18 protein-coding genes and 2 tRNA genes are annotated in these 19332 nt (G+C 41.5%); 10 read left to right on the top strand and 10 right to left on the bottom strand.

The genetic code is table 11. The annotated features are described in order from the left end of the window. Positions 1-110: 110 nt before the first annotated feature. The gene (gene rnd, locus RGE70_RS07640; RefSeq protein WP_310470894.1) at positions 111-1220 is read left to right on the top strand and encodes a ribonuclease D; all 1110 of its coding nucleotides are present in this window, start codon (positions 111-113) and stop codon (positions 1218-1220) included. A 148-nt stretch (positions 1221-1368) separates the two neighbouring features. On the opposite strand, the gene minE is transcribed toward rnd, so the two are convergent. Genes minE through minC form a run of 3 tightly spaced genes read right to left on the bottom strand, consistent with a single transcriptional unit; the run spans position 1369 to position 3125 of the window. After that, positions 1369-1623 carry a cell division topological specificity factor MinE gene (minE, locus tag RGE70_RS07645; protein ID WP_310470895.1) on the bottom strand — a complete coding sequence of 85 codons (255 nt, stop codon included), beginning with the start codon at positions 1621-1623 and terminating at the stop codon, positions 1369-1371. A 2-nt stretch (positions 1624-1625) separates the two neighbouring features. After that, positions 1626-2435: a septum site-determining protein MinD gene (minD, locus tag RGE70_RS07650; RefSeq protein ID WP_310470896.1), complete on the bottom strand. Its 810-nt coding sequence runs from the start codon at positions 2433-2435 to the stop codon at positions 1626-1628. Positions 2436-2459: 24 nt separating this feature from the next. Next, on the bottom strand, positions 2460-3125 hold the full coding sequence (gene minC, locus RGE70_RS07655) for a septum site-determining protein MinC (RefSeq protein WP_310470897.1): 666 nt from the start codon (positions 3123-3125) through the stop codon (positions 2460-2462). Between the two features lie 121 nt (positions 3126-3246). Here minC and RGE70_RS07660 point away from each other — a divergent pair, with 121 nt between their 5' ends. Further along, a complete protein-coding gene (locus RGE70_RS07660; RefSeq protein ID WP_310470898.1) occupies positions 3247-3528 on the top strand; it encodes a YcgL domain-containing protein in 282 nt (93 codons plus the stop codon). A 174-nt stretch (positions 3529-3702) separates the two neighbouring features. Beyond that, complete coding sequence (locus tag RGE70_RS07665; RefSeq protein ID WP_310470899.1) at positions 3703-4143, top strand: YcgN family cysteine cluster protein; 441 nt, start codon at positions 3703-3705, stop codon at positions 4141-4143. Positions 4144-4223: 80 nt separating this feature from the next. On the opposite strand, the gene RGE70_RS07670 is transcribed toward RGE70_RS07665, so the two are convergent. Both RGE70_RS07670 and gloB read right to left on the bottom strand, forming a co-directional pair. Then, positions 4224-5786: a lytic transglycosylase gene (locus tag RGE70_RS07670; RefSeq protein ID WP_310470900.1), complete on the bottom strand. Its 1563-nt coding sequence runs from the start codon at positions 5784-5786 to the stop codon at positions 4224-4226. A gap of 90 nt (positions 5787-5876) precedes the next feature. Further along, positions 5877-6653, bottom strand: coding sequence for a hydroxyacylglutathione hydrolase (gloB, locus tag RGE70_RS07675; RefSeq protein WP_310470902.1), 777 nt, complete (start codon positions 6651-6653; stop codon positions 5877-5879). A 107-nt stretch (positions 6654-6760) separates the two neighbouring features. Here gloB and RGE70_RS07680 point away from each other — a divergent pair, with 107 nt between their 5' ends. Next, positions 6761-7498, top strand: a complete 738-nt coding sequence (locus RGE70_RS07680; RefSeq protein ID WP_310470903.1) for a class I SAM-dependent methyltransferase — start codon at positions 6761-6763, stop codon at positions 7496-7498. Positions 7499-7640: 142 nt separating this feature from the next. Here the strand turns inward: RGE70_RS07680 and rnhA are convergent, their stop codons facing one another. Further along, complete coding sequence (gene rnhA / locus RGE70_RS07685; RefSeq protein WP_310470904.1) at positions 7641-8120, bottom strand: ribonuclease HI; 480 nt, start codon at positions 8118-8120, stop codon at positions 7641-7643. 72 nt (positions 8121-8192) lie between these two features. On the opposite strand from rnhA, the gene dnaQ reads away from it, so the two are divergent. The 4 genes from dnaQ (at position 8193) to RGE70_RS07705 (ending at position 10600) form a co-directional block, all read left to right on the top strand. After that, positions 8193-8921: a DNA polymerase III subunit epsilon gene (gene dnaQ, locus RGE70_RS07690; protein WP_310470905.1), complete on the top strand. Its 729-nt coding sequence runs from the start codon at positions 8193-8195 to the stop codon at positions 8919-8921. A gap of 10 nt (positions 8922-8931) precedes the next feature. After that, positions 8932-10260, top strand: coding sequence for a TIGR03503 family protein (locus tag RGE70_RS07695; RefSeq protein WP_310470906.1), 1329 nt, complete (start codon positions 8932-8934; stop codon positions 10258-10260). Between the two features lie 106 nt (positions 10261-10366). Further along, positions 10367-10443, top strand: a tRNA-Asp gene (locus RGE70_RS07700). A gap of 80 nt (positions 10444-10523) precedes the next feature. After that, positions 10524-10600 (top strand) — tRNA-Asp (locus RGE70_RS07705). A 187-nt stretch (positions 10601-10787) separates the two neighbouring features. On the opposite strand, the gene RGE70_RS07710 is transcribed toward RGE70_RS07705, so the two are convergent. The 3 genes from RGE70_RS07710 to RGE70_RS07720 form a co-directional block, all read right to left on the bottom strand. Then, the gene (locus RGE70_RS07710; protein WP_310470907.1) at positions 10788-11573 is read right to left on the bottom strand and encodes a hypothetical protein; all 786 of its coding nucleotides are present in this window, start codon (positions 11571-11573) and stop codon (positions 10788-10790) included. A gap of 768 nt (positions 11574-12341) precedes the next feature. Further along, the gene (locus tag RGE70_RS07715; protein ID WP_310470908.1) at positions 12342-13097 is read right to left on the bottom strand and encodes a hypothetical protein; all 756 of its coding nucleotides are present in this window, start codon (positions 13095-13097) and stop codon (positions 12342-12344) included. A 78-nt stretch (positions 13098-13175) separates the two neighbouring features. After that, on the bottom strand, positions 13176-14948 hold the full coding sequence (locus RGE70_RS07720; RefSeq protein ID WP_310470909.1) for an aryl-sulfate sulfotransferase: 1773 nt from the start codon (positions 14946-14948) through the stop codon (positions 13176-13178). A gap of 354 nt (positions 14949-15302) precedes the next feature. Between RGE70_RS07720 and RGE70_RS07725 the strand changes: the two genes are divergently transcribed. After that, complete coding sequence (locus tag RGE70_RS07725; protein WP_310470910.1) at positions 15303-16211, top strand: LysR family transcriptional regulator; 909 nt, start codon at positions 15303-15305, stop codon at positions 16209-16211. 132 nt (positions 16212-16343) lie between these two features. On the opposite strand, the gene RGE70_RS07730 is transcribed toward RGE70_RS07725, so the two are convergent. Beyond that, entirely contained in the window at positions 16344-17645 is a 1302-nt protein-coding gene (locus RGE70_RS07730; RefSeq protein WP_310470911.1) for a BamA/TamA family outer membrane protein, read from the bottom strand. A gap of 468 nt (positions 17646-18113) precedes the next feature. Here RGE70_RS07730 and RGE70_RS07735 point away from each other — a divergent pair, with 468 nt between their 5' ends. After that, on the top strand, positions 18114-19331 hold the full coding sequence (locus tag RGE70_RS07735) for an efflux RND transporter periplasmic adaptor subunit (RefSeq protein ID WP_310470912.1): 1218 nt from the start codon (positions 18114-18116) through the stop codon (positions 19329-19331). Position 19332 lies beyond the last annotated feature (1 nt).

The raw sequence follows: 19332 nt of genomic DNA on the forward strand, positions 1-19332 counted from the left end.
ACTTTCAGTCTAAGGTGGTGATTGCCACTTTTATCTCACAAAGCCGGCATATGCCGGCTTTTTGCATTCTAAGACCAAGTTCGAATTATTTAAAGATTTTGGAGAAGACTTTGTTAGCGTTTCAATATATTGACGATGATGCCAGCCTAGCAGCGCTCGTAGCCCAATACAGTCAAGCTAAGTTACTCGTAATTGATACTGAGTTTGTGCGAACGCGTACTTATTACGCCCGTCTCGGACTTATCCAAGCTTATGATGGTAAAACGTTAGCACTGATTGATCCTCTGGCAGTGACCAACCTTAGCTTGTTTTGGTCATTGTTAACTGACGACAATATTGTGAAGTTACTGCATTCATGTAGTGAAGATTTAGAAGTCTTTGCTAATAATGGTCAATGTCAGCCGACTAGGCTGTTTGATAGCCAAATTGCCGCGGGGCTTTGTGGTATGGGGCATGGATTAGGCTATGCAAAGTTAGTTGAACAAACACTTGGTATTAAGCTAGATAAAGGCGAGTCACGTACAGATTGGCTCAAGCGACCTTTAACGGATGCTCAACTAGAATACGCTGCTAACGACGTATATTACTTGTATGAACTTTACCCTCAATTGGTTGAAAAACTAGAGAGTCTTGGACGATTAGACTGGGTTTATGAAGATGGTGAGCGTATGACTCAAGGTCGACTCGATGCACCTAATCCAGATATTGCCTACCTTAAAGTAAAAAATGCGTACCAGTTACTGCCTCGGCAACTAGCGGTGTTAAAAGCGCTAGCTGATTGGCGTTTAAAGCGGGCTTTAGTTAAAGATCTTGCGCTTGGCTTTGTCGTTAAAGATCATGCTTTGGTCGCTTTAGCCAAAAAAATGCCAACGAGCGTTAATGACCTATATAAAATGTCGGAGTTAACCGAACAGGAAAGACGTATTCATGGTAAAGATCTGATTAAAATTATCGCGTCAGTTGACTATGAAGACTTACCTAAGCCACTGGATGTACTCGCGCTTAAAACTGGCTATAAAGCGACTTTCAAAAGTATCAAGCAATGCCTTGTTGAACAAGCTGAAGCCCAAAATGTACCCATTGAATTACTTGGGTCAAAGAAATTTATCCATGAGTATTTACAGTGGGTATGGGACGGGAAAAAAGGTGAGTTGCCGTTAGTACTAAAGGGCTGGCGTCAAACAATTGTGAGTGATGCATTAAACGCACTAAACTTATAAAGCTTAATCCCCGATCTTGGCATTAGCGGTACTGCTAGTGAAAACAAAAATGCCCGCAATTAGCGGGCATTTTTATGCTGACTCAAGGGGTAAAACACTGTCAATTTAGCTGTTGATAATCCAGCAGTGGTGTTTACCCTTGTTACACTTACTCAGGCAAGGTCACATTGAGTTCAAGCACTGACAAATTTTCATCATTTTGATCAATTTGTACTGATACTTGGTCAGCTCCGACTTGAACATATTTGCGGATCACCGCGATAATTTCCTGCTTCATTTGCGGGAAATAATCAGGAGCATCACGTTCACCACGTTGGTGGGCAACAATAATCTGCAGTCGTTCTTTAGCCGTTGCTGCAGTACTCGGTTTTTTCTTTGTTTTAAAATAATCAAGTAATGACATAGTTAGCTACCAAAAATTCGTTTTAAGAAACCTTTCTTCTCTACAGTAAGAAATCGGAATGGGAGTTCTTCACCTAGTAATCGCTCAACAGCATCACTGTAAGCCATGCCAGCATCACTCTCTTCATCTATAATAACAGGTATACCAGAATTAGAAGCTTTTAATACAGCTTGTGATTCAGGAATAACACCTAACAGCGGAATGGCGAGGATCTCTTCGACATCTTCTACACTGAGCATTTCACCGGTGGTGACACGAGCAGGTGAATAACGAGTAAGCAAAAGGTACTCTTTTACTGGCTCAAGGCCTTCTTCAGCGCGTTTAGATTTACTTTGCAGCATGCCTAAAATACGGTCTGAATCTCGAACTGAGCTCACTTCTGGGTTTGTGGTAACAATGGCAACATCTGCAAAATACAGTGCCATCATTGCGCCAGTTTCAATACCCGCAGGGGAGTCACAAATGATGTATTCGAAATCTTTTGCAAGATTATCAAGTACAGTGCCCACACCCTCTTTAGTTAACGCATCTTTGTCACGTGTTTGAGAAGCGGGTAACACATACAATTTAGGGCAACGCTTATCTTTAATCAGTGCTTGATTAAGATTAGCTTCGCCATTAATCACATTCACAAAGTCATAAACGACACGTCGTTCACAGCCCATAATTAGATCTAGATTACGTAGACCAATATCAAAATCGATGACAACAGTCTTGTGACCTTTTAGTGCAAGACCTGTTGCAATAGCTGCACTTGAGGTTGTTTTCCCAACTCCGCCTTTTCCTGATGTGACAACAATAATTTGCGCCATTTACTATTCCTTTTATTTGCGCTCTTACAGAGGCAATGATTCAACCGTAAGCGACTCGCCTTCGAGGCGAATACAACCGCTTGTAGCGGCTCCGTTTTGCTGAAGATTTTCCGTCAACCAGTATTGACCTGCAATAGATACCAATTCGGCTTCAATTTTTTGTGCCATTATTACGGCGTTCTTGTCACCGGCAGCACCAGCCATTGCTTTACCACGCAGTGTGCCATAAATGTGAATGCTACCATCTGCTATTACTTCTGCACCATTACCTACAGCACCAATCACAATCAAATCACCATTCTTAGCGTAAACCTGTTGGCCAGAACGAATATTTTGTTTGACGATTTTGGTTGTCTTAGGCATTTGAGGCTGATTTGAAGCCGCTTTCCCTGATTTTATAATGGCTAAGCCGATTGATTTGGCTATTAAACATATTTCAGGAAGAGCACTGGTGATCCCTACAATGATTAGTTGTCGGCTGGTTAAAATATTCTTTAAACTGGCCAGGTCAAAGTCACTGTTTTTAATTGCACTTAAGTTAACCACCAAGGGGGCACCAATAAAAAATTGAGGCGCAATAGCAAGCTTACTATCTAACTCCGCTGCGATAACTGCCATATCTTGACTATTGATATGCAGAACCGAGAGAGTAAAAGAGGAGCCTTTTAATTCGAGGCTGGGTGTTTGCATTCCTGTATAACTCTCTAGAAAAAGTTCAGCGTAGCGCTGATATCCATTAAATTCCTAACAGAGCATGTTATAGTGTGCAGCATAAGCTGGCAAGTTGAATAGTCTGGAAATTGAGTCGTATATGATCTGTGCTGTATATAAAAGTTTAAGAAAAGCTGATAGCTACCTTTTTGTTGAAAAACGTAATGAATTTGAACGTGTTCCTGAAGCGTTGATGAAAATGTTTGGTGAACCAAAGTTGGTGATGCTGCTACCGATTAATAAGCGTGACCATTTAGGTTTTGCCGATATCAACAAGGTGAAAACTGATTTGATGGACAAAGGTTATTATTTGCAACTGCCTCCTCCAGTGGTCGATTTATTAGAAGAGCATAAAAAAGAGATCGGCTATAACCCTGATTAGTATTTACCTCAAAAAGGGGAGCGACAAATTGGTAACCTGCGACAGCTTGGGCGCGGGTCATTCATCTGCATTTTTTGCCTTCCCTCAATACCTTTATATCGTTCACTAGTGCTGTGCAACCGAGCGCTAGTGCACAATACCTTTTGAAGCACATATAGATAAAGTAGTTTTAGTATGGCATTTTGGAATGAAAAAACACTGGCAGAAATGAGCACCACTGAGTGGGAATCATTATGTGATGGTTGTGGCAAATGTTGCCTTAATAAGTTAATAGACGATGATACCGAAGAGCTCTATTACACAAATGCAGGCTGTAAGCTGTTAGACTCAAAACTGGGCCATTGCCAAAATTATCAACAGCGTTTCAGTTTTGTACCATCTTGTACAAAAGTGACGTTAGAAAACTTGGTAGAACTTACGTGGCTGCCAGATAGCTGCGCTTACCGGCGTTTAAATGAAGGCCGAACGTTGCCAAGTTGGCACCCGCTTATTACGGGCTCAAAAGAAGCGATGATCCTAGCGGGTATGTCTGTAGCTGGCAAAGTGGTTTGCGAAACAAAAGTGCGCGAAATCGAAGATCACATCGTGTTGTGGCCGATGCAAGATATTGATTAACTAAATTGGATTAAAAAAAATGCCGGCAAGCTTAGCTTGTCGGCATTTTTTATTGTTAAAAATCAATAGTATAAATTTAATTAAGCTCTGACTTTTGTCATGTCAACGTATAGCTTGAGCGTTTGGCCTGGTTGAATATATTTGCTTTTTTCAAGCGCGTTCCAACGCACAAGATCACTTACCGTCACGTTAAATTTGTTCGCAATTCTGGCGAGTGAATCACCATTGCGCACTTTATAATTAACCGTACGTAATACTTCGGTCAAACTTTGTTTCGTTGTGGTGCTTTTACCTGTCCAAATAACCAGTTTTTGGCCAATTTGTAGTGGATCTTTGGGCGCCATACTATTCCAGCTAGCCAACTGTGATGTTTTGACTTTATGTTGCTTAGCTATTTTCCACAGTGAGTCGCCAGACTTTACTTTGTAGGTCAGCTTTTGTTGGCCTCGGCTCTTGTCTTGTTTACGACTTTTGCGCTGCTCGGCTGATAACAAATACTCATCTAAGTTTTTAGCAGCAACAGGGATCAGTAGATATTTGCCTGCAACAATAGTGTTGCCTTTAATGTTATTTACTGACTTTATTGCTGAAACCGAGGTGCGATAACGTTTGGCGATTACACCTAAACTGTCACCCGATTTTATCTTATAACGTTCCCAATTAAGTCTGTCGCTTGTTTTGGTGTTATTAAGTGCAACTTTAAACGCCGCAGCTTTATCAATGGGTAACACTAAAGAGTGCGGCCCTTCAGGAGCTGTTGCCCAACGGTTAAAGCCTGGGTTGAGTTGGTGTAACTCAGACGTTGTCATGTTTGCCAGCTCAGCCGCTAACGCGAGATCAATTTGACTACCGACTTCAACCACTTCAATTTTGGCTTTATTACTGATCGGCGTTAAGGTTATTCCGTATTTATCGGCATGCTTGATTACATCTGCAAGAGCCAATAGTTGCGGTACATAACGCTCAGTTTCACGAGGCAGGTTTAAGTGCCAAAAGTCAGTTGCGATGCCTTTACTTTTATTACGTTTTGCGGCGTTAATGACACGACCTTCACCGGTGTTATATGCAGCTATTGCATATAACCAGTTTTGTCCCGTTTTGCCATAAAGGTATTCAAGCATGTCTAAGGCCGCAATAGTTGCCGCTGGTACGTCGCGTCGTCCGTCATACCACCAGTTCATTTGCAGGCCAAAGTGACGTGCCATTGGCGAGGTAAATTGCCATAACCCTGAAGCGGCGCCATGTGAATAGGCGAAAGGGTCAAATGCGCTTTCTACAATCGGCAGTAGGGCGAGTTCAATTGGTAAATTACGCTTTTCTAACTCTTCTACAATTAAGAACATAAACGGTGTTGCACGTTCAGATACGCGTTCTAAATGCTGTGGGTGTTTGATGTACCAATCACGGTATTGTCTGACTAACTTTTCATCGGGAACGTCCATCTGCATATTGAGACGGATCCGTTGCCAAATATCGGTGATCTCAACAGGCTGGATCTCTTCGGCGATAACGGGAGCTACAACTACTTCCTCTACCACTTGTGGCGCAGTTTCTGGCGTTTTAGTCGTTGGTTGGTTGCCTAAGTTTTGACAACCTGTCAGCAGGGCAAATCCCCCTGCGACAAATAAAATGGGTACGCGCATGTAAAATGTCAGTCCTCTATTTAGGCACAAAAAAACCAGACTTTATCTGGTTTGGTCGTGCTCGATTAGCGAGCTATTGTAGTTTATTTATTAGAAATTGTCTTTCCATTTGCGCAGAAGAGCAAAGGTTTTGGCACTATTATTGATAGGTTGTTGGAATTGCTCAGATATTGTTTTTTGCAATACTTGCGTATGAGTCCGTAAAAAAGGGTTAATTGCTTTTTCAACCCCGATTGATGACGGTAAAGTTGGCTTTTTATTGGCTCTTAATTGCTGGGCTTGCTGGGTATAACGGATCAGTTCTGCGTTGTTTGGCTCGACCACATTGGCAAAGGCTAAATTGGCTAATGTATATTCGTGAGTGCAGTAAACTTTGGTGCTTTCGGGAAGGTCACTCAACAGGGCGAGTGATTGCTGCATTTGTGTGGCAGTTCCCTCAAATAAGCGGCCACAGCCTGCACTAAATAGCGTGTCTCCGCAAAACAATATATTGTCAATTAAGTAAGCAACATGACCAAGCGTATGCCCTGGCACTTCAATGATTTCTGCATTAAGGTCTATGTTTTTCAATAACACTGATTTAGTGGCGCTAACTGGTTGGTTTACTCCGTTAATGTTTTCTATTTGCGGTCCATAAACCGGTGTATCAATACCGTAATGCTGTAGTAATTGTGCAATACCGCCAGTGTGGTCATGGTGATGATGGGTGATTAGCACACCAAGTAATGGTAGCTGGTTTGTTTTTAGAAAATCGATAACCACATTAGCATCACCCGGATCAACCACGTATGCGCCGTGGTTTTGTGATGTTTGCAGTGCCCAGATGTAGTTATCATTAAAGGCGGTAAGTGGCGTAACAGTTAACATAGTTAATCCTAATAATTTGAGCACTAAAACAAGTTTACTTAGCAAAGCTATTGCTTGTATACCGCTTTCGTTATTAAAGTAGAGCTTCAGCTGATCAGGAGAAGGCTTTGACTCATACAGGTATTCCTCTAAAACCGTATCATTGGTCTGAATTACCCAATGGCGTTGTGATGCGTGAAAGCATTGAAGCTACATTGTTTGCTTGGTGGCCACGATTGTTTGGTTATTACATGCTGAACCTTGGACCTCTCAGTGCCAAAATAGATAAAACGGGGGTAGGGATTAACAGCCTATACTCTTTGTATGATGCTCCCGAAGCGGATATTGTTGCGGACTATCATCAACTGCCAATCCAAAATAGCTGTGTTGATGCCGTGGTGATGAACTTTTTACTTGAGTTTGAAGCCGATCCATATCGTCTGTTACGTGAAGTCGACCGTGTGCTAATTGCTGGTGGTCACCTGGTGATTACAGGGTTTAACCCGTTGAGTCCGATGTTCATGGGTAAAATCTTGCCAAAATACCAACAAGAGATCCCGTGGAATGGGCGTTTTTTCATGCCCTCACGAGTTAAAGATTGGCTCGGATTACTCGGCTATCAAGTTGTTGCCGATGAGCGTTTGTTACACCATCATTTACTTAATGACGTCAACACCGAAAGTATTTGGTCGCACGCGTTGAAGTCGTGGTTACCCAGCGCTGGTAGCCTATATATTTTGGTGGCAAGAAAACTGGAATCTCCGCTAACGCCTCTGCGAGAAAGGCGCAAGGTTAAGCAAGCTAAGTGGTCTACAGCGCCGAGCGCCGGCCGGACTGAACACCGTGTTGAGCTGCCTAAGATATAAATCAGCCTTAAAATGATGTTGAGGGCGACCTAATCCTGTCGTGTTTGGCCATTTGGGGGAGCCAGTAGGTATAGCCCAAAGCGGAGAGTTTATTTAACGCCAATAAACGACATATTTAACGCAAAGCACTGGACACTTATAACTAGGCTTGTTGCGCTAAATATCCAGCATCTTCTTGGCTGGGCTTTTTTTCTGCCGCTTGTCTTGCTAAATCATCACAGCGTTCGTTCTCAACATGGCCAGCATGTCCCTTTACCCAGCGCCAGTCAATTTTGTGTAATTGACTGACAGCATCAAGTCGTTGCCATAAATCAACATTTTTAACTGGTTGTTTGGTTGATGTAACCCAGCCATTACGTTTCCAGCCATGGATCCATTGTGTGATGCCTTGGCGCATGTATTGACTATCGCTGGTTAATATTACTTGGCATGGGACTTTTAATGCTTCTAATGCGACAATAGGCGCAAGCATCTCCATCCGATTGTTAGTCGTAAGGGCAAAACCATCAGCAAGCTCTTTGGTTTGCTTTTTGTATTTCATTACAATTCCGTAGCCCCCAGGCCCAGGGTTTCCTAGGCACGAACCATCGGTGAAGATAGAGATCTGTTTCAGTCCAGTCATCAAATTGATACCATAGCTTAAATGCTGGGCGAGTATACCCAAAAAATTTAACTGAGAAATGCATTAATTCACATGAATATAATTTCAAGCGCTAAACGTCAGATTATTCTAGATACCGAAACCACCGGTATGAACCAAGCAAGTGGCCCTATTTATCTTGGTCACCGCATTATTGAGATTGGTTGTGTTGAAGTGATCAATCGTAAGTTAACGGGTCGTCATTACCATGAATATATCAATCCGTTACAGCCTATTGACGACGAGGCGATTGAGGTTCATGGGATCACCAATGAATTTGTAGCCGACAAACCTAAGTTTCATCAAATATCGAAGAGTTTTATTGAGTTTATTGATGGCGCAGAAATTGTGGCTCATAACGCGAACTTCGATATTAGCTTTATGGATCATGAGTTTTCGATGCTGCAGCCTATTGGGCCGAAAACAGAGTCTATTTGCCAAGTTCTGGATTCACTCGCAATAGCAAAATTTTTGCATCCTGGCCAAAAAAATAACCTTGATGCCCTTTGTAAACGTTATGGAATAGACAACTCTCGTCGTGATTTACATGGCGCGTTACTCGATGCTGAAATTTTAGCCGACGTCTATTTAATGATGACGGGTGGGCAGACTAGCTTGAGCCTTTCAAGTGAAATTGCTGGTCAAGAGGGCGGAGGGATCAATAAACTTGCTGAAGGCCGTGCAAAAACTAAAGTGATTCGTGCATCGGCCGATGAATTACTAAGACATGAAGAACGACTTGATTTGGTTGCCAAATCTGGACAATGCATCTGGCGGGGATAGACCTCTTTTTATGATTAAATGCGTAACAGTTTGTATTGCGGCAGTGTGGTTGATGCTAGGTCACTGCGCTGTTGCTCAAGTCGTACTTTCAAATCAAGCTACAGAGCTAAAAAACCGGTTTAGAATTGACCATATGGTTGACAGTGTCACGCTGCTTATTCAGCGTGATTACGGCAGTGCTCCGGTTATCATCATCCAGCCAGATGGAAGCAAATGGTATGTTGATAGGCATCCTGAACATGTAAAGTGGATGGATGGCTTAACAGGCGATATGATCATTATTGATAAGCCTACGCCAGGCCCTTGGCAATTATTGGGTAAAGTGGTTGAAGGCTCTGTTATCGACAAAGTATCAAAACTATCCATAGATGTGGACCCATTCCCCCAGCCCATATTTCAAGGCGAACGCATCAAACTTACCGCGAGATTACTAGGTGACGAGCAAAAGGTACGTTTGCGTGGTCTTGACTATTTAATGAGTTGGACTGCAAAGTTTGTGAGTGATAATAATGCTGACGATGAAAACTTTACCGCAGGCACCATTGTAGTGGGTACGTATCGTGATCATGGCGAAGAACTCGATGAGCGGCCTGATGATGGAGTGTTTACCAGCGAACTTGACTTAAATCAGCCGTGGGGTGGCTATACACTGCATTTGAAAGCTGGAAATGAAGTGTTAGAACGTACATATAGCAAATCATTGAGGCTATCGAGGCGGCCCATTCGTGTTGATGTGGCTGAACCACTGACTACGGCGCCAGGCGAGTGGGACTTAAAGATTAACGTTGATGACAGCCAATTGGTGTTATCTGAGACGCATATTAATGCCGAACTCACAGGCCCTGGAGGCATGCGTTTACCTTTTGTGGTGTCAGATATTGAGCAGGCTGAAAGCCTATTTCATTTAGCGAAAGTAACTGATTATGGTAGTTACCGAATTAAGTTAACTGCCGTGAGTACGACTCTGGGCGGCAGAGAGATAGTACTTAGCTTACCCGAGCAGTTTTTTAATTATGTTGAACCACCTGCGCCAGCGCCAACGGCTGAAGAGCTTGCTGCAAAGGCGGCGATTAAAGCCAAACAAGAGGAAGAAAGCGCTAAACAGAACGCCATTTTCTGGCTTATTACGGTTAACGCGCTCATATTTACACTCGGCATTGCATGTCTATTGTTTATTCGAAAACGCAGTAACTTAAAAAAAGCGCTAGCAGCAACGCAAGCGAGAATCGATAAAGAGTCACAAGAGCAAGACGAGATCCAGTTAGATGAAATTGACCTAACAATGCCAGAAGATAATGATAACCAAACACCGGATGTCGATAAAACGCAGAACATTTAGCCAGTAGAAGACGAGGTTGTTCGTTTTTTGGCTAAACGATAGCATTTGTAGTAAAAAGTGATTGACGGACTTTAGTTGGGTAAGTATTATCGTCGGCACTTGATGAGGAGCGGTAGTTCAGTTGGTTAGAATACCGGCCTGTCACGCCGGGGGTCGCGGGTTCGAGTCCCGTCCGCTCCGCCAATCAAGTGCTAAATTTTTATCTGTTTGTTAGTGACATAACAGGCAGTATTAAATTCGCTAGCGAGTTTAATGATAGTTTAGGAGTGGTAGTTCAGTTGGTTAGAATACCGGCCTGTCACGCCGGGGGTCGCGGGTTCGAGTCCCGTCCACTCCGCCAACACAAAGATTAAAGCCTCATCGAAAGATGGGGCTTTTTTCGTTTTGGCTGTTATATGCAGAATGAATAGCGTGTTTCAAATCGGGAAGCTACCGTCTGATAAACGCATAGCTTTCCGTTTTTTGGCGCTGAGTTGTGCCGCTATAAATATTGATAAAGCGAATTATTAAAGCTCAGTTGCTACAGTTTAAAATTTATAACCGAAACTGACATCGAGAGATTGTCCATCTTCATCATATCCACCCCAATCAACTTTATAATGGTAAACCGCTTTAGCAGACATTTTTTTAGAGAATTTGTATTTTAAGCCTGTTGATGCATGGTGCCCACTACTTTCGTCCCACTTAAAAATTGCTTTAAAGTCTTCATCTCTGTCCCATCGCGCCTCCCACAGTGCTATTGCAGTGAGGTTATTATTGATTGGGTAGCTTAGATTCATACGTGTGGTCGTAAAGGCGTAACCAACAAAGCGTCCGTTACCATCAGAATCTGCTTTTGTTGGAGAGTTCGCTACTGAGTAGGCCGCTGCTACTCCGGTAGTGACTTTTAATGCTCCCAGCTTCATCGGGTACGCGAGACCTAGGCCGTTTGAGAATTCAGACAGTTTTTGGTTTGCTCTGGAAAACTCATTCCACCACGCTTGAATTCCAGTATCTGAGATATTGTAGTAGGTATCGACAAATGTTTTATAGATAACATTGGCTTCATTGCCGCGTCTATCTTCATCCTCTAGCTGAAACACATTTTCCATTTTTCCTTTTACTTTAATCGAACCCCAGTCGGCAACAGTAGTGTGATTGAGGGCGAGGCTTAAAAAGCTAAATTGATTTGATGCTTCTGAATCGTCACCAATTTGTAAACGATAACCAGTGCCTAGACTAGTAGATTGCTTTAAGACTTCAGCTTGCACTGCTGCTATACAGGTTAAAGCGGTGACTGTGAGTGTAATCGTACTTAATATATATCTGTTCATTAATGACATCCTGTTTCATTAAGTATGGGTTAACTTAATCAATAAAAATTAAGCTAACTCGTACAGTTTATAATTATGTATTCATAGTTTTATAGGTCTTGATATTTGTGTCGCTAATTAAGTTATGTCTAAGGCTATTTATTTTAAATGTAACCTATAGTCTTAAGTTTCATCGTTCTTGATATAATCAACAGCAATACTTATGCTGGGCGAACTTCGTTATGCCAATTATCTGATGGTATATGGCATGATTTTTAGTGCTATATGTTGTATTACAATTGCAACTGTAGCGTTTTGATTGCAGCCAGTACTGATCTCCATCAATGTTGATGTAAAACATCATTTTGTTTAAATATACGACTTATATATATGTGACTTTGATCAGCTTATTGTATTACGACCAAGTAAAACTGTTAGCCGTGATTAAAAGTCACTTTTGCCTTTCTGTTTAGGCTGCTCAGTTATTATGACTTGTGGGCGGACGCAATTGATATGTTATGGATGCGAGAAATAATTGATTCGGTGACGGCGTTATTCAAATGTTTTGTAGTGTTGATGTTAGCTTTAAACCTAATATGGCAAGTTCATGTGGTACAAGGTAAGTGATTACACATAGGTGAAAGGTTAGCGAATAAATTTGCTGCATTCTCCAATTATTAATAGCATCACCTTTACCTATTGGTTTAAAGGTGATGCCGTACTTAATAGCACGCTATACATGTTAGCAAGACTTGAGCCTTTTGGAGTTAAGGTAAACTGATTGGCTGTTTAAAAGACGTAGTTAATTGAGGTTTCAATGACCTGACCATCTTGTGCATATCCACCCCAACTTTGATAATTGTGGTAAAGCAAGGCAATTTTGAAAGATTGACTGATTTTATAATTACCACCAATAACCAAATGGTGTCCATGTGTTTCGCCGTAACCAAAGGTTTCACGGTATCCATCTTTACGATCCCAATTTGAGTCTAGCATTCCAAAAACAACGGCGCCTTTAGCAATGGGGTAGGCCGCTTCGACTCTCGTCATGGCCGCACTAAGCATACCATCGTAATTGCGCAGTGGAGAATGGGAAACCGTATAGGGGGCTGCAACAGCTATTTTTGCTTTTAATTTACCTAATTTAGGCGCATAAGCAAAACCTATCGCATTGGTAAACTCACCAATATTTTGGTTACTCACCGAAAATTCATTCCACCAAAATTGAATGTTAGTGCTGCCAAGGTTGTAGTAAGTATCAATAAACGTTTTGTAAGCAATAGCAGCATCTTTGCCACTCGGTTTTTCAGCTGTCAGCCCAAATGGGTTTTCCATACGACCGGCTATGGTAATTGAACCCCAGTCGGTAATCGTTTTGTGCTTGGCTTTCAGCACTAAATATTCATTCATATTGGAATCATCTTCAACTGCTGAACCAATATTGGCGCGGTATCCTATCCCCACGGATGTATTTTGTTTTAATACTTCAGCCTGGGCCATAGAAAGTGGTGCAAGTGTCATTAAGAGTAGGGCAATTTTTTTCATATTTAGTTTACTCAGAAAAGGTGGCGTATTGCTACGCCACAAAATTAAATGTGTTATCTAACGAGCCGTTGCTCTAGGCTAGAAGTTAAATAGGCTGTTTGGCTCTACAATAAGGGCGCGGTAGTGTGGTGCATGGGCTTTGTCGTTGATGACGTCTATCTCAACTTTGACCTGCTTGGTTTTGTAATCAATTTCGCTAATACGACCTATAGTGCCTTCTTTTTTGAAGATATTAACTGAACCACCAAAACCAAACATGGTGTCACGGTCAGCTCGATACTCGGTATTAGAAGTGATGGGTGAGAACCATGCAAAGCCGCGTTCCTTACCATATTCCCATACCTGTTCTACGGTGCCTTTCTTCTCGTTAATCTTGTACTCGACGAATCGTGAGTACTTCATTGATTTTAGAGCTGGTTGTTCGTACCCACGGGTTCCACCGTTATCGTAGACAGTTAACGTCCCTTTACTGCTAAGTTTGGCATCATGTTGTGAGAACGACCAATCAAAGTCAGTACCTTCACACCTCACACCATTACAGTTCAGTTTGCGTCCTTTACTGTCGACAGGGGTTAATACCTTATTGGCTAACTTGCCCCAACCAACATTAGGCGACAAAATCCACTTAATTTGTTTGTCACGACTGATCTTAACTACACCCTGATGACGGACTGACAAAATTATAGAGTCATCACTGGCGTCGTATTCAACAGAGTTTACATGAGCCCAGTTACGACCAGCTCCAACCCCGACAAGATCACCAAAGGGCGCATTTTGCTCAACTTCAACAGTTTTCCCTTGTGCGTTCACATCAACATTCATACAAACAGCGCCCGCATCTAGTGCCAGCAATACATCTTCGCGTGTGTTATCGAGAATTTTATTGAGGTCCCACACATCGACAACGTCGCCACCTGGTGTGACTTCAATAATGTGGTCACGTACCGTGTTAACGTAAGAGCCATCTGCACGTTTATAGTTTTGTTTCGCGGCCCGGATCAGGTAATTACCTTTATCTGTTTGATTTATCTCATGGGAAGCATCGATATAACCACGAGGTAAGCGGGATTTAGTCATGCGGCCCATCAAATCAAACTCGCCATAGCTTTGACCCATAACAAAAGTATAAGTCCCTTGCTTGGTCAGATTAAGCCCTGTTAGTGAACCACGTTTATTGGCGTCAATATCAAATCCATCGTAGAAGTTTTCAGAATTCATCCACCAACGGATTTCTCCCTTAGTATCGACAACATACGTTAAAGGGGGCATGTCAAACGGCATTGCACCGCCCGCTGGAGCGGGATCTGTAAACTTAGCTCCAATGGGTTTAGGTGTCGCCCAGTTTAAATTGGCACCATCGGCACTGTAGGTATTTGAGTTGACTAAATACAGTCTATCTTTAAATTTTTGGTCAACGGTAGTCACTTTCACCTGCGGTAAAGCAGTAATGTTACGACTGTCTATATATGGGTTAGATACAGCATTAGTAATAATTGTATAATCTTCACTGAAAGACTTACCGTCTTTTTTAAACTTGACTGTGACTTTATTGGCATGATCACTATAAAGGCCCCACACAGGGATCCCATCGTGAGTGTTAACCGAGGTATTACTGACATCATAATTAATATCAACGCCATCTTTGCCTTTACCGTGAACCATAACATGCACATCGCTTACAGTATGGCTATCTAAGCCAATAAGCGCCGTCAAAGGAGATAGACGGTATGGGTCGATAACCACGGCACCTAATTCGCCAAAGGCGGGCGCTGGTGGAAAAGAACCTGCATTTGCAATACCACAAACAAGTAAACTGAGTAATGATAACTTTAATGGGGTAGATTTTTTCATGGGTCTTACCTCGTTAACAAATAGAGTATTTTCGAGATAAAGACTACCTAATTATTGAGTGGGGATCTCGCCAGATAATGGGATGTAATATGCCACTGTGAATGTTAAAAAGTAATCCATAAATCACAGTTTATGGATTAGCTTGATATACTTATCAAATGCAATCTATTTAAAAAGCAAATTTAAGAGCGATAGATCCAACTTTATATAAATATGTGCATTACCTACATTTTGTTAAAACAGCTGAAATGTGACTTGAATTTGTTTTATTAGCCAAAACAACGAACTTGTCTTAATAGTAAAACAAGCAATTTGTTATGCTGATATTGTCTTTGTTGTATAGAGCGACATGTTATGGATTTAAATGCTTTAGAGATTTTTCAAGTGCTGGCAAAAACACTGAACGTAACTAACACTGCCGATATCATTGACGTTCCTTCATCATCAGTCAGTCGAAAGATAAAAATTTTAGAACAAGAGCTTGGCGCGGCTTTGTTTCATCGCGGTGGCAAAAAAATGTCCTTAACTCCGCAAGGTGAGATGTTACTTGAAAGATCAACCGTTATAACGAATGAAATGAATGTTATCCGCTCACAGATCAGTTGCCAGGATGACAGTATGAGCGGCGCAATACGCTTGGTGATCCCGAGCGCTTTTTTAAATTTATTGGCTGATGATTTTTTAATTTCGTTTCAAGAAAAGTATCCAAACATACATTTGCATATTCAAAGTCGACAAGGAAGACAAATTAATGAGTTACTCGATTTCGATGTCGCCATAAGTCCTAATTTACCTAAAGATGAATCGCTTATCGTTAAAAAATTGTACCGTTCAAAAAGGTACTTTTGTGCAGGTAACGACTTTATTGCATTGCATGGCGAGCCGAAGTCACCAGAGGCTTTAACACAATTACCATTTCTATCATTACTGCATTCAAATGTAAAAAAAGAAGAGTTAAGCTGGAATTCAGGCTGCGAACAAAGCAATATTATTCATATTAACAGTTATGCTTCTTCTGACTCACCAGAAGCTTTAGCACAAATGATGTTAGCTAATAAAGGGGTGGCTTGTTTACCAGAAGGTTTATTAAAAAAGTTACCTGCAGACCGTTATAAAATTCTGTTCGACGGCTTAATTTATGATGCGAATAATGTATACACTGTATACCTTTCACGTCAATTTCGTTTGCCAAGAGTTGATGTGTTTATTAGTGAACTGCAAAAGCATATTCAACAAGAATGGGAGTCAAGTACTATTATATAAATATCAATACTTCAAAAATAGTGGTTGTTGCAGTTGCTCAATTGTATTCGTGATTGTTTTGATAATTGTAGAATATGTTTTTTTGATACTGAGAGTGACCTCAGTATCAATATTAGTGGTTATTAACTGGAGTTAAAATGCCTCATTAAAGGTCAAGTAGAAACCACTTTCAGTTGAGTTTCTGCCGTAATCGACTCTGACATTCATGCGGGGTTGTACTTCATAGCGGTAACCTACGCCATAACTGTGAATAATGTTTTCATATAATTGATTTGGGCTGTCTGCTACCGAACCTATACCGGTAAAAATGGTCATTCCGTGTTTAGTTAACTCACCACTGCTATTTTTAAAAGTATGACGATATTCAACACTATTTTCGATGGTGTTGTTGTCACGGTAATGACCTTTATACACCCCCCGCAGAGAGTCTTGTCCGCCTAATGTTGGCATATCATAATAAGGAGTGTCACCTTCGCTCCACTGGAAGGCGTTATAAAAAGCTAAAACTTGTCCTGCTGCAAAAGAGTAATAGTAACGGTAGTCTAAGGCGATCTTTTGATAGTCGTTGTCACTGCCTATTTTTTTCGAATGGGCAATATATTCGAAACTTAAAAACTGACCACTCCAAGCGTTGACCGAAAAGTCTCGCGTATCTTTTTCAAGTACCACACCTAAGCCCAGTGACAATGGTTTGTCTTTAAAAGCTTGAAAGTTGGGGTCATCAATTGCCGTTTGAGGTAATGAATCTTGATCTGGTTGGTAATATTTAATTCTTAGCGCGGGGCCAATATAGAACCCATAGCGGTTTTCGAAGGTTAGGTTACCTTCATAGTTGATAAAGTTATACTCAAACAACAGATCATTAGATGACTCTTGTGCTTTTCCTGCATCATAACCAATACCCCAATAATACTCATTTTGTTTACCCATGGTGAGGTTACCAATATAGCGGGTCGCATTATCATCGAAAAATAGGTTTTGTTTTGACCGTAGCCCCAGCCCTACGCCATCTTCTAGCTCATTGGTAATGGCCACTAATGTGAAACTAGAGCGTTGCAGTGCTTGCTGCTCTCTGTTGGTAGAAAATGAATATAGAGCACCAGCCGCGAGCATCAGCCCTGTTTCTGGCATATAGCCAGGCCCACCTAAAATAGAAAACAGCGGTAAACCGTTTTTAGTCGAATGGTCTTTTAATGCTTTGGTATATTGCTGCTTTTGCAGTGTTAACGACTCACACTGTTGGATGCAGTTATCTAAATTTTCATCAATATTATCAATTGCTGTTTGGTATTCACTTACCCGCACTTTGGCTTGCTCTTTGTCAGCAAAAAACGGTAAATCAAGGCCAACAGGTAGTGATTTAATCGGCATAACCTCGCTAGGTTGTGCAAATAAATAAGCCGGGAACAGCCAAATGAGTAAAAGCTTTTTCATAAAGTCCTAATGCGATTAATGTGCGAGTTAAAGTCACATCGATTGTTGATGAGGTGTTTTATCTGGCCCCTTTTAATCAGGGGCAATAAAACGGTTGCAAGACTAGCATTTTACCAAGGCAGTCCCTATAGCGTTTGTTGGGTGAATAGCAGTAAATGATGTTGGTTGCTCAAATATGCATCAGTAAAAGAGCTTGTCGCTGTCTTTGATAATACTAACCACAGGTTATGTTGTGGCTTGGTTGTTGTTGAGTTTTGCTGTGGTTATTCATCGGTTGCTAGTTGGTTGTTGTGTGTTTTTTCAAAGTTTCAATAAGATGTGGCTTGGATGAAGGTAGGCAGGTTAAGGAGAGTTTTGCCAACAAATATGAGCCCCAATGCTCACCTACAAGATTTAACGCCTTTAGTCCAGTTTTAATCTATGCTCTATTGTTAACTAAATAATTACAACTGTATCTAAAGGTTTCCTATGTCTTTTGTTAATACACTAAAGTACCAATTATTGCTCTTTCTGCCATTGGGGCTGTTAGGGTGTGGCGAGCAAACAATTGGCGCAGGGAAACCAAAGGCTTCTTTGCATGTTGACACTTTAACGTTGGAATACAGCAATATACGGTTAACGAGTGAATTACCTGGTCGTATCACGGCTTTTAAAGAGGCTGAAGTACGCCCACAGATCACGGGTATCGTGCAAAGTAGGCTATACCAAGAGGGTAGCTTTGTTGAAGCGGGTGATGTGTTATTTCAAATCGACCCAACTAGTTACCAATCCACAGTCAATAGTGCCAAAGCTCAATTAAAGAAAGCGCTAGCCAATGAAGTCACCAGTAAAAAAAGCGCAGATCGTTATGTCAAACTGATGAAACAAAAGTTGACGAGTCAGGAGCAGGTTGATGACGCCAACTCTTCGTATTTACAAGCAAAAGCAGAAGTGGCCATTCGGCAGGCTGAATTAGACTATGCCAATATAGAGCTTTCATATACCCAAATCAAAGCGCCAATATCAGGTCAAGCTGGGTTCTCTTTAGTGTCTGACGGTTCTTTATTAACCTCAGGCCAGTCAGATTATATTACTACAATTATTCAGACTGATAATGTGTATATCGATATGAAAAAATCATCGGTTTCACTGTATAAACTTAAGCAGGAATTTTTTAGTGTTCGGGGGAAGAAGCACATAGTGCCGGTATTAATTACCCTAGAGGATGGCACCGCTTATGAGCACGAAGGACATTTAGAGTTTGTTGATACCCAAGTTGAAGGTTCGACGGGGACTGTCACTTTACGCGCAATTATTCCTAACCCCGATAATACACTGTTGGCAGGTATGTACGTGCGAGCGCATATTTCAGCTCCAGAAGCGCGTGACTATCTTATTGTGCCCCAATCAGCGGTTGTCAGAAGTCAGTCTGGTGACTCTTATGTTTTTGTCGTAAACGGCGATAGCCAAGCGGTTAAAAAGGCAGTTGAACTTGGCAATGAAGTTGGTAATGGTTGGGTGGTTAAAACCGGGCTATCAGTGGGCGATAAAGTTGTAATAAACAATTTAATGAATTTAAAAAATAATTTAAAAGTGGTGGTAGACAGTGACAAAACAACAAGCCAAATAAACTCAGCACAAGCGAGTCAAAATAAAGAAAGCACCGATACACAAAGTAGTTTGCCGCAACTATCTGAGCAGGGGTAAA

The sequence above is a fragment of the Shewanella youngdeokensis genome (genome assembly GCF_033180165.1).
GTDB classification, from domain to species: domain Bacteria; phylum Pseudomonadota; class Gammaproteobacteria; order Enterobacterales; family Shewanellaceae; genus Shewanella; species Shewanella youngdeokensis.

Bases quoted from the DNA above. Each gene is read 5' to 3' on its own strand.
- RGE70_RS07720 (WP_310470909.1), bottom strand. From the start codon at position 14,948: ATGAAAAAATCTACCCCATTAAAGTTATCATTACTCAGTTTACTTGTT.
- RGE70_RS07710 (WP_310470907.1), bottom strand. From the start codon at position 11,573: ATGAACAGATATATATTAAGTACGATTACACTCACAGTCACCGCTTTA.
- minE (WP_310470895.1), bottom strand. From the start codon at position 1,623: ATGTCATTACTTGATTATTTTAAAACAAAGAAAAAACCGAGTACTGCA.
- RGE70_RS07665 (WP_310470899.1), top strand. From the start codon at position 3,703: ATGGCATTTTGGAATGAAAAAACACTGGCAGAAATGAGCACCACTGAG.
- RGE70_RS07715 (WP_310470908.1), bottom strand. From the start codon at position 13,097: ATGAAAAAAATTGCCCTACTCTTAATGACACTTGCACCACTTTCTATG.
- RGE70_RS07695 (WP_310470906.1), top strand. From the start codon at position 8,932: ATGATTAAATGCGTAACAGTTTGTATTGCGGCAGTGTGGTTGATGCTA.
- gloB (WP_310470902.1), bottom strand. From the start codon at position 6,653: ATGTTAACTGTTACGCCACTTACCGCCTTTAATGATAACTACATCTGG.
- RGE70_RS07660 (WP_310470898.1), top strand. From the start codon at position 3,247: ATGATCTGTGCTGTATATAAAAGTTTAAGAAAAGCTGATAGCTACCTT.
- minC (WP_310470897.1), bottom strand. From the start codon at position 3,125: ATGCAAACACCCAGCCTCGAATTAAAAGGCTCCTCTTTTACTCTCTCG.
- minD (WP_310470896.1), bottom strand. From the start codon at position 2,435: ATGGCGCAAATTATTGTTGTCACATCAGGAAAAGGCGGAGTTGGGAAA.
- RGE70_RS07730 (WP_310470911.1), bottom strand. From the start codon at position 17,645: ATGAAAAAGCTTTTACTCATTTGGCTGTTCCCGGCTTATTTATTTGCA.
- rnhA (WP_310470904.1), bottom strand. From the start codon at position 8,120: ATGACTGGACTGAAACAGATCTCTATCTTCACCGATGGTTCGTGCCTA.
- dnaQ (WP_310470905.1), top strand. From the start codon at position 8,193: ATGAATATAATTTCAAGCGCTAAACGTCAGATTATTCTAGATACCGAA.
- RGE70_RS07735 (WP_310470912.1), top strand. From the start codon at position 18,114: ATGTCTTTTGTTAATACACTAAAGTACCAATTATTGCTCTTTCTGCCA.
- RGE70_RS07670 (WP_310470900.1), bottom strand. From the start codon at position 5,786: ATGCGCGTACCCATTTTATTTGTCGCAGGGGGATTTGCCCTGCTGACA.
- RGE70_RS07725 (WP_310470910.1), top strand. From the start codon at position 15,303: ATGGATTTAAATGCTTTAGAGATTTTTCAAGTGCTGGCAAAAACACTG.